At 63.3% G+C, this 10,003-nt stretch carries 8 protein-coding genes; 4 read left to right on the top strand and 4 right to left on the bottom strand.

Going from position 1 to position 10,003, the window contains the following annotated elements; all coding sequences use genetic code 11:
* Positions 1 to 46: 46 nt before the first annotated feature.
* The 4 genes from Q8O29_RS01415 to Q8O29_RS01400 all read right to left on the bottom strand — a co-directional run bounded on the left by Q8O29_RS01415 (position 47) and on the right by Q8O29_RS01400 (position 5,353).
* Entirely contained in the window at positions 47 to 376 is a 330-nt protein-coding gene (locus Q8O29_RS01415; protein ID WP_305560265.1) for an iron-sulfur cluster assembly accessory protein, read from the bottom strand.
* Positions 377 to 650: 274 nt separating this feature from the next.
* Positions 651 to 1,283, bottom strand: a complete 633-nt coding sequence (locus Q8O29_RS01410; protein ID WP_305560264.1) for a bifunctional 2-polyprenyl-6-hydroxyphenol methylase/3-demethylubiquinol 3-O-methyltransferase UbiG — start codon at positions 1,281 to 1,283, stop codon at positions 651 to 653.
* 72 nt (positions 1,284 to 1,355) lie between these two features.
* The gene (xdhB, locus tag Q8O29_RS01405; RefSeq protein WP_305560318.1) at positions 1,356 to 3,671 is read right to left on the bottom strand and encodes a xanthine dehydrogenase molybdopterin binding subunit; all 2,316 of its coding nucleotides are present in this window, start codon (positions 3,669 to 3,671) and stop codon (positions 1,356 to 1,358) included.
* Between the two features lie 65 nt (positions 3,672 to 3,736).
* Positions 3,737 to 5,353 (bottom strand): xanthine dehydrogenase small subunit, encoded by a 1,617-nt coding sequence (locus Q8O29_RS01400; RefSeq protein WP_305560263.1) that lies wholly within the window; start codon positions 5,351 to 5,353, stop codon positions 3,737 to 3,739.
* Between the two features lie 72 nt (positions 5,354 to 5,425).
* Between Q8O29_RS01400 and Q8O29_RS01395 the strand changes: the two genes are divergently transcribed.
* The 4 genes from Q8O29_RS01395 (at position 5,426) to Q8O29_RS01380 (ending at position 9,986) form a co-directional block, all read left to right on the top strand.
* Positions 5,426 to 6,358 carry a LysR family transcriptional regulator gene (locus Q8O29_RS01395; protein ID WP_305560262.1) on the top strand — a complete coding sequence of 311 codons (933 nt, stop codon included), beginning with the start codon at positions 5,426 to 5,428 and terminating at the stop codon, positions 6,356 to 6,358.
* Positions 6,359 to 6,425: 67 nt separating this feature from the next.
* Entirely contained in the window at positions 6,426 to 8,015 is a 1,590-nt protein-coding gene (locus Q8O29_RS01390; RefSeq protein ID WP_305560261.1) for an ABC transporter ATP-binding protein, read from the top strand.
* A complete protein-coding gene (locus Q8O29_RS01385) occupies positions 8,002 to 9,066 on the top strand; it encodes an ABC transporter permease (RefSeq protein ID WP_305560260.1) in 1,065 nt (354 codons plus the stop codon). Before Q8O29_RS01390 ends, Q8O29_RS01385 begins: the two co-directional genes overlap by 14 nt.
* Positions 9,066 to 9,986 carry an ABC transporter permease gene (locus Q8O29_RS01380; RefSeq protein ID WP_305560259.1) on the top strand — a complete coding sequence of 307 codons (921 nt, stop codon included), beginning with the start codon at positions 9,066 to 9,068 and terminating at the stop codon, positions 9,984 to 9,986. Before Q8O29_RS01385 ends, Q8O29_RS01380 begins: the two co-directional genes overlap by 1 nt.
* The last annotated feature ends 17 nt before the right edge of the window (positions 9,987 to 10,003 follow it).

The following is a 10,003-nucleotide window of genomic DNA, read 5'->3' as shown; positions in this document are numbered from 1 at the left end:
CCACGCTCATGCGCGTCCCCAGTGACGATTTACGGTTTGGCGTTGCTTATTTTTTTAGATTGAAGCTTTCACCACAACCGCATTCACCTTGGGCGTTGGGGTTGTCAAACTTGAAGCTTTCATTGAAACCCTCCTTGACGAAATCAAGGTGTGAACCATCGATAAATGGCAGGCTGACAGCATCAACCACCAGCATCGTGTTGTGCGACTCGAACACCTGGTCGCCAGCCAGCGCTTCGGCGGCGTAGTCAAAAGTGTAGGCAAAACCGTTACAGCCGACCTTTTTTATGCCCAGGCGCAACCCAATCCCGCTGCCGTTTTTCGCCAGCTGCGATTGAATTTTTTTCGCTGCTTTTTCCGTCAAGGTGATTGCCATAACCATTTACCTCTCAAATTGAACCTGTATTGTTGACTATTTTAGTCAACAATACATCGGACCATGCTTGAGTAATTGAGTCAACCATGTTGACCAAGCGGGTAAGAGGCCAAAAAGACGCAGGTTGTTTAGCGTGACCTTGGCGTTCAAGGCCACGGCTTCGTGCTTGTGTAGGTAGGCAAATGCCTCGACGCGGCTGGGTGGTCGCTGCCGAGGTTGATGAAGACAGCTCGGGATTATTTTGTTGCGTACTTGCCCATGCAGCCCGGCATTCTCAGGCCCCCGGCTTGCGCCACACGCTGGCCAGCCAGGGCTGCTGGTTGAGCGGCAGGCCGGCGGGGCGGTAGTAGTGCGTCAGTTCGACGAAGCCCGCTGCTGACAAATAGGTGCGCCACGCCTCCAAGTCATGAAAGACGCCGTAGCGCTCGCCGCTCCACCCCTCCCGCCCATCGCCGCGCGGGTTGGAGCTGAAGAGTACGCCGCCTGGTTTCAGGGTCGCATACAGCTCATTGAGTAGCTGTGGCAAGGCCTGGCTGGGGATATGGAACAGCACGGCGTTGGCGAACACGCCGTCGAAGTGCGCGGCAGGCAAATTGAGTTCGAGAAAATTCTGCTGCAGCACGTCGCAGCCGCTGTAGGCGCGCGCCATCGTGGCAAGCCGCGCTGCTCCCTCAAGACCGGTGGGGTGGTGGCCGAGCTCCTGGAAGGTCTTGAGATCGCGTCCTGGACCGCACCCGAAGTCGAGCAGCTCAAACGGCGGGGGTGCCTCAATGTAGTGCAGCAGCGCGGCGATGTTTTGACTGACGTCATGATCGCGCGTGCCTTGCCAGAACTCGTCTGCGTGACGCTCATAATGCGCCAGCGTCAGTGCGGCGGTGTGTTCGATAGCTTCGGAGGTCATGGTCATAGCCGTCATGCTATTCGATTGCTGACGGGGCGGAAACGGTGAGAATTCGGATGGGCTGATGCCATGAACGCCTCAGGCTTTAAGTGCCCTCAGTACGTTCTCGGCAGTCGCCGGCGCATCCAGCCGAACAGCTCCGGCGCGCGCCGCAGACACAGCCTCCCTGAGCGCTTCCAGCACACTGATCGCCAGCATAAAGGGCGGCTCGCCGACCGCCTTGCTGCCGAAAACATTGTCTTCACGATTCGGCTCCGGCCAGAAATCGACTTTGAAGTGTTCCGGAATGTCGCCGGTCGCGGGGATTTTGTAGGTGCTGGGCGCGTGGGTGCTGAGGTAGCCCTTGTCATTCCACACCAACTGCTCGGTGGTCAGCCAACCCATGCCCTGCACAAAACCACCCTCGATCTGGCCGATGTCGATGGCCGGGTTGATGCTTGTACCCACGTCGTGCAGGATGTCCACCTTGAGCACGCGGCTTTCGCCGGTCAGCGTGTCGATGGCGACTTCCGTGCACGCGGCGCCGTAGGCGAAGTAATAGAACGGCCGCCCAGTCAGGGTGGTTTTGTCATAGTGGATTTTTGGCGTGCGGTAGAAGCCGTCGCTCCAGAGCTGGATGCGGTTGGCATAGGCCAGGCGCACCACTTCGGGAAAGGGCCGGCTGGCTTGGGGCGAACTGATGGTGCCACTCGCAAAGCGCACGGCGCCGGCGCCGCAGTTGTCCAGGCCGGCCACAAACTGCGCCAGGTTGTCACGCACATTGCGCGCGGCGTACTGCGCGGCCCGGGCGTTCAGGTCGGTGCCGGCAGAAGCGGCAGTGGCTGAGGCATTCGGGATTTTGCTGGTGTCGCTGGCCGTCGCCAGCACGTCTTCAAAGGCCACGCCCAGTTCATCGGCGACGATTTGCGCCACCTTGGTGTTCAGGCCCTGACCCATTTCGGTGCCGCCGTGGTTCACCTGCACGCTGCCGTCGGTGTACACATGCACCAGCGCGCCGGCCTGGTTGAACAGCGTGGCGGTGAACGAGATGCCAAACTTGACCGGCGTGATGGCCATGCCGCGCTTGATCACCGGGCTGCGCGCGTTCCATGCCGAAATGGCCTTTTGCCGACGCCGGTATTGCGCAGTCAGCTCCAGTTTTGATAGCAGAGGTTGGAGGATATTGTCTTCAACCTTCATCTGGTAATGGGTGATGTTGCGGTCTTCAACACCGTACAGGTTGCGCATGCGCACATCGAGCGGGTCCAGGCCCAACTGCCGGGCGATGTCGCCGAGTATGGTTTCAATCAGCACCACCCCTTGTGGCCCGCCGAATCCTCGGAAGGCTGTGTGGCTTTGTGTGTTGGTCTTGCAGCGGTAAGACGCAATCTCCACGTCTTCGAGAAAGTAGGCGTTGTCGGTGTGGAAAATCGCGCGGTCGGCCACCGGCCCGCTCAGGTCGGCGCTGAAGCCGCAGTTGGCGGCCATCATCAGCTTCAGGCCGGCCAGACGCCCGCTGTCGTCGAAGCCCACCGTGTAATCGTAGGCAAAGGGGTGGCGCTTGCCGGTGACCAGAAAGTCGTCGTCGCGGTCCAGCCGCAGCTTCACCGGGCATTTCAGTTTGTTGGCGGCAATGGCCGCCCACACGGCCAGATGGCCGGCCTGGGTCTCCTTGCCGCCAAAGCCGCCGCCCATGCGCCGGCATTCAACACGCACCGCATGGTTGCTGATGCCCAGCGCGTGCGAGACCCAGTGTTGCACCTCACCGGGGTGCTGGGTGCTGGAGTACACCAGCCACTGGTTCTGCTCTTGCGGCAGCACGTAGGCGACCTGGCCTTCCAGGTAGAAATGCTCCTGGCCGCCAACTTCGAGTTGGCCGCTCAGCGTGTGCGGGGCCGACTTCAAGGCCTGCGCGGCGTCGCCACGTTTGACGAATACCGGCGGAAGCACATAGTTTTCGGCCTTGAGCGCATCGCGCACCTTCAGGATGGCTGGTAGTTCCTCGATGTCGAGCACCACCCGCCGTGCGGCACGCCGTGCCTGCATCACCGAAGCCGCGACCACCAGACCAATGACCTGGCCGATGTGCTCGACGGTGCCCGAGGCAAACACCGGCTCGTCATGCACAAAGGTGGCGAGCAGCGGGTCGCCCGGTACGTCGCGCACCAGAATCACATCGCGCACGCCCGGCATGAGCAGTGCGGCGCGGGCGTCCACACCGCGCAGTCGGCCGTGTGCGACGGTCGACAGGATGGGCGCGGCGTGCAGGGTGCCGCGCACCTCGGGAATGTCGTCCACATAAGTCGCGGCTCCGGCCACCTGGGCGCGTGCGCTTTCGTGTTTGTGCGAGCGTCCGGCCGCGCCGCGGGCGGGCGACTGTGGCCCAGGAGGCGGCGTCACCGGCGGCACCGCCATCTGTGGCCCGGACGGGTTGTCGGCGCGGCTGACCGGGCCTTCGTTATGAGGTTGTTCGCGGGCGTTCACGGCGTCACCTCTTCGAGTACAAACGATTCCAGGTTGATCTGCTGCAGCCCCTGGCTTTCGAGCCAGAAACGCTGCAGCAGATTGCCCAGCACCTCGCTGCGGTAGGCGCCGGAGGCACGCATGTCCGAGATGGGTGAAAACTCGGTGCGCAGCGTGTTGATGGCCTGCTGTACGGTTTGCAGCGTCCAGGGCTGGCCGGTGAGGGCGGCTTCGGTTTGTAGGGCGCGTACCGGCGTGGCGGCGACACCGCCTGCACCTATCGAGGCGCGTGCCACCGCGCCGGCCTCTATCTGCAGGTTCACGGCCAGGCAAACGGCGGAGATGTCGTCGTCGTAGCGTTTGGAAATCTTGTACACACGCAGCAGCTCCTGCCCCTCACCCCAGCCCTCTCCCCGAAGGGGCGAGGGAGCAAGAGCGCTCTGGTTTACCTCCTCCTCCTCTCCTCCCCTGAGGGGCGAGGGAGCAGGAGCGCGCTGGCTTTTCCCCTCTCCCCCCGGGAGAGGGTGAGGGCGCTCCGGCTTCGGCACCTTGACCCACGCCAGCACCTCATCGGGCGCCATGACGTTTTTCCGGTACCCCGTGTACAGCGCTTCCAGCGGCAGCTCGCGGTGGCCGCGCTGGCTCATCAGCACCACGCTGGCACCGAGCGCAATCAGCAGCGGCATCGAGTCGCCAATCGGCGAGCCGTTGGCCACGTTGCCGCCCAGCGTGCCGGCATTGCGCACGGGCAGGCCCGCAAAACGCGCGGTAAAAGTTTGCAGTTGCGGCCGGTCGGCCACCAGCGCGGCAAAAGCGTCGCTGAGCGTGACGGCTGCGCCTATGGCGATGTGATGGGGGTAGTGCTCCACATGCCTGAGCTCTTGCACCTGGGTGATGTCCAGCACCTGGTCGAACTGTCGGTGCATCTTGGTGACCCACAGGCCCACGTCGGTGCAGCCGGCGACAAGCTGAGCCTCTGGGTGGGCGGCGCGCGCTTCCAGCAGTGCAGCCAGAGAACGCGGGGACTTATAAGCCAAATCGGCGTCCAGCCTATGACTGGTGGGCGTCAGCAGCTCCAGTTTTGATAGCAAATCGGCTTCATCAAGCTTGACGGGAGGCAGTGCCGCCATCTGCTGCGCGGCGTCAAGAATTGGCCGGTAACCAGTGCAGCGGCACAGGTTGCCCGACAGGTCCTGCTGCGCCAGCTCGCGTGTGATGGCCTTGCCCTGGCAAACATGGTTTTGGTACATGCCGAACAAACTCATGACAAAACCGGGCGTGCAAAAGCCGCACTGGGAGCCGTGGCACTGAACCATGGCCTCTTGAGCCGGGTGCAGGCTGCCGTCCGTGGCAGCCAGGTCTTCCACCGTCCACAACGCCTGGCCGTCGAGCGAATGCGCCAACTTGATGCAGCTATTGACAGCCCGGTAAGCCATGCGCCCGCCCTCGGCCTGGCCGACCACGACGGTGCAGGCACCGCAGTCCCCTTCGCCGCAACCTTCCTTGGTGCCGGTGAGTCCGAGGTCTTCGCGCAGCACCTCCAGCAGCGTGCGGCTGGGTGGTACATTGGCGAGCGAGACCAGCTCGCCACCCCTGATAAATTGAATGATTTTGAGAGGCGATTGAATGTCCATGCGCACTAGGGTAAGACTATTTGCCTTCAGCCGGTATACCGATCGTCATATCAGGCCAATGTGCAAAAAGGTATGAAAGATCAGGCCTTATTCGACAAGATAGACCTCCATCTGATAAGGGTCTTGAACATCGTGCTGACCGAACGCAGCGTTTCGCGCGCCGCCATCCGCCTGGGAATGTACCAACCCGCCGTCAGTGCGGCGCTCAAGCGCTTGCGCGAGCTGGCTGGTGACCCACTGTTGGTGCGTTCGGGTGCCGGCATGGTGCCCACCGACGCCGGTTTGCGCATGATCGAACCGTCGGCGAGCATTTTGCGTGCCGCCGAAGTGATGTTCAGCGATGCGCGCGGGTTTGATCCCGCCACGGCCACCCACACTTTCAGCCTGGCCTGCAGCGACTACATGGACCCGTTGTTCCTGCCGCAACTGGTGGCGCAGATCAAACAGCAGGCGCCGCTGTGCCAGATCGACATCCATGCGCTGTCCGGCGAGTCCGACTACCGTGCGCGTCTGGCCCAGGGCGAGTTTGACCTGGTGGTGGGCAACTGGCCGGCACCGCCCGACGACCTGCACATGGCGCGGCTGTTTGCTGACGAGGTGGTCTGCCTGGTCGCCAGTCATCACCCGGCCATGCGCCGCGGCTGGGACAGTGCCACCTGGCTGGCGGCCGAACATATTGCGCCGACACCGACGCACCCCGGCGCCAAAGGGGTGATTGATGTGTACCTGGACGGCTTGGGCCTGCAGCGCAACATCACCGCGCGTTGCCCGCATTTCGGCCTGATCCCGGCCATGGTGGCTTTCAGCCTGCTGGTGCTGACGACGGGCCGGCAGTATTGCGAGCGCTTCACGGACACGCTGGCGGTGAAGGTTTTGCCCTGCCCGATCGCCTTTCCGCAAATGGTGTATTACCAGCTCTGGCATGAACGCACGCACGCCTCGGCATCGGCCAAATGGTTGCGCGAACGGGTCAAGGCGGTGGCGGCATCGCTACAAAAACAATAGCTACTTATTCTTGCCAGATAAGGGCTAGAGCCCTAAAACACACATAAAAACTATTCCACACGAGACAATGACCCCTTTGACCCCTTTCACCCCCTCAGCCGGGATAGCTGCTGGCACGGTACCGCGCCTTCAGCTCACTGGCATCACCAAAGCCTATCCGGCGGTGGTTGCCAACAGCGATGTCGCGCTGACGGTGCAGCCCGGTGAGATCCACGCCGTGCTGGGTGAAAATGGTGCCGGCAAATCGACGCTGATGAAAATCATCTACGGCGCCGTCAAACCCGATGCCGGCACGGTGCGCATGGATGGCCGGGACGTGGTGGTGCGCAACCCGCAGGAAGCGCGCGCACTCGGCATCGCCATGGTGTTTCAGCACTTCAGCCTGTTTGACACCCTGACCGTGGCCGAAAACGTCTGGCTGGGCCTGGACAAAAGCTTGAGCCTCGCGGAGGTGTCGCGGCGCATAGCGACCACCACGCGGGAATATGGCCTGCAGCTCGATCCGATGCGGCCGGTGCATACGCTGGGCGTCGGTGAGCGCCAGCGCGTGGAAATTGTCCGGTCGCTGCTGACCGACCCCCGGCTGCTGATCCTTGACGAACCGACCTCGGTGCTGACGCCGCAGGCGGTGGACAACCTGTTTGTCACCTTGCGACGGCTCGCCGCACGCGGTTGCAGTATTTTGTACATCAGCCACAAGCTGCATGAGATACGCGAACTGTGCACCGCTTGCACCGTGCTGCGGGCCGGCTTGGTCACTGGCGTCTGCGACCCGCGCCAGGAGTCCAATGCCTCGTTGAGCCGGCTGATGATTGGCGCCGAGCCGCCGGCACTGGAGCACCGCGAGGTGGCGCTGGGCGCGACCGTGCTCGATGTGCGCGATTTGAGCTTGAGCCGCGAAGACCAGTTTGGCGTGGACTTGCAGCAGATTGCGCTGCATGTGCGCGCCGGTGAGGTGGTGGGTATCGCAGGCGTCTCGGGCAACGGGCAAAAAGAGCTGCTGTACGCGCTGTCTGGCGAAGACACGCGCGCTCCAGCAGCGGCCATCCAGCTCGCGGGGCAGGGCGCGGGTCGGCTCAACCCGGCGCAGCGCCGCGCACTGGGTCTGCATTTTGTGCCTGAAGAACGGCTGGGCCGCGGCGCGGTGCCGGCGCTGAGCCTGGCGCACAACCTGCTGCTCACGCGCAAGAACGCGGTCGGACGCGGCGGCTGGTTGCAACTGAGCACGCTGCGCGCGCAGGCGGCGGCCATCATCGAGCGCTTCAAGGTCAAGGCCGGCGGGCCGGGCGCGGCCGCGCAATCCTTGTCGGGCGGCAACTTGCAGAAGTTCATCGTCGGCCGCGAGATCGCGGCGAACCCGGCGCTGCTGATCGTCTCGCAACCGACCTGGGGCGTGGACGTGGGCGCGGCCGCGCAAATCCGCGGCGAAATCTTGAAGCTGGCCGGCAGCGGCTGCGCCGTGCTGGTGGTCAGCGAGGAGCTGGAAGAGTTGTTTGACATTTGCGACCGGTTTTACGTGATGGCAAAGGGCCAGATCTCTCCGCCTCTGCCGCGTGCCGAAGCCACGGTGGCGCTGGTGGGGCAGTGGATGAGTGGGCTGTGGCATGACGCCCCGCTGGCGGCAACTGAAAGCGGGGTCGGCCATGCTCAAGCTTGAAGCGCGCCCGCAGCCCTCGAAGCTCTGGAGTTTTGGCTCGCCGCTGCTGGCGTTGCTGATCACGGTGCTGATAGGCGTGGTCCTGTTCATGGCGCTCGGCAAGGACCCGGTGCGCGGTTTGCAGATATTCTTCTGGGAGCCGATCAAGTCGCCATATGCGCTGGGCGAACTGATGGTCAAGGCCACGCCGCTGCTGATCATCGCGCTCGGGCTGGCCGTGTGTTTTCGCTCCAACGTCTGGAACATCGGTGCCGAAGGGCAGTTTGTGATTGGCGCCGTGGCTGCCGGCGGTGTCGCGCTGCTGGCCGACAAGACGACGGGTCCATGGATCGTCCCGGCCATCATCGTTGCCGGCGTGCTGGGCGGCATGGTCTGGGCCGGTATCACCGCCTTGCTGCGCGACCGCTTCAATGCCAATGAAATTCTGGTCAGCCTGATGCTGGTCTATGTGGCCGACATGGTGCTGAGCTACCTCGTCTTTGGGCCGTGGAAGGACCCGCAGGGCTACAACTTTCCGCAGACCAAAACCTTCGAGGCGGTCACGCAGATCCCGCGCCTGATGGACGGTTCGCGCGTCAGCATCGGCTTGCTGATCGCCCTGGCTGGCGCGGCGGCGCTGTGGATCTTCCTGTTTCGTACCTACGCCGGTTTTGCCCAGCAGGTCGGTGGCCTGGCCCCCAGCGCCGCGCGGTATGCGGGCTTTTCGTCGCGCAAGGCCCTGTGGGTCGCGCTCTTGAGCTCGGGTGGCGCTGCCGGGCTGGCCGGGGCACTGGAGGTGGCCGGGCCGATTGGCCAGCTCACGCCCTATGTGCCGGCCGGTTATGGTTTTGCTGCCATCATCGTGGCCTTTGTCGGGCGCCTGCATCCGGCGGGCATGGTGTTTTCGGCCATCCTGATGAGCATGTTTTATATCGGCGGGGAGCTTGCGCAGTCGCGGCTGGGCCTGCCCAAGTCGCTGACCGGGGTGTTCCAGGGCCTGCTGCTGTTCAGCTTGCTGGCCTGCGACACGCTGATCGCCTACCGCATCACTTTGCGCAAGGGAGCACGCTGATGGACGCCACCGCATTGCTGCTGGCCGCGACGCTGAGCGCGGGCACCGTGCTGGCGATTGCCGCGCTGGGCCTGCTGATCAATGAAAAGGCCGGGATCGTCAATCTCGGCGCCGAAGGCATGATGCTGTGCGCCGCCATCGCCGGTTTTGCCACCGTGGTGCACACCGGCAATAGCTGGTTGGGTTTTGCCGCCGGCATGGCCGCCGGCGCGGTACTGGCCGCGATCTTCGGGGTGCTGGTGATCTGGCTGAACACCAACCAGTACGCGACCGGGCTGGCGCTGAGCCTGTTTGGCGCGGGATTTTCAGCCTTTGCCGGCATCAAGTACGTGCAGGAAAAACTGCCTGAACAGGCGCAGCACGTGATTCCCTGGTTGAGTGATCTGCCCTTTATCGGACCGGCGCTGTTCCGCCAGCACCCGATGGTCTACATCGCCATGGCGCTGACAGCGGGACTGATCTGGTTTTTGTACCGCACCCGCGCCGGCCTGGTGCTGCGTTCGGTCGGTGAAAGTCCGGAGTCGGCGCACGCGCTCGGTTACCCGGTGCGGCGTATCCGGCTGGCGGCAGTGGTGGCGGGCGGCGCGCTGTGCGGCCTGGCCGGCGCTTATGTTTCGGTCGTTTACACGCCGCTGTGGGTCGAAGGCATGATCGCCGGCAAGGGCTGGATCGCGCTGGCGTTGACCACTTTTGCAACCTGGCGCCCGGCACGGGTGTTGCTTGGAGCCTACCTGTTTGGTGGCGTGACCATGCTGCAGTTTCATCTGCAGGGCCTGGGGGTGGATGTGCCGCCCCAGTTCCTGACGATGTTGCCCTACCTGGCCACCATCGTGGTGCTGGTGCTGATCTCGCGCAACCCGCGCTGGATCAGGCTGAACATGCCAACTTCGATTGGAAAATCTTTCTACCCCGGTACATAATCGGGATTTTTAACCGT

The sequence above is a fragment of the Polaromonas sp. genome, assembly GCF_030689685.1.
In the GTDB taxonomy this organism is placed as follows: Bacteria; Pseudomonadota; Gammaproteobacteria; order Burkholderiales; family Burkholderiaceae_C; genus Polaromonas.
The sequence above is the reverse complement of the archived record's forward strand: the minus strand, read 5'-3'. Positions and strand labels throughout refer to the sequence as shown.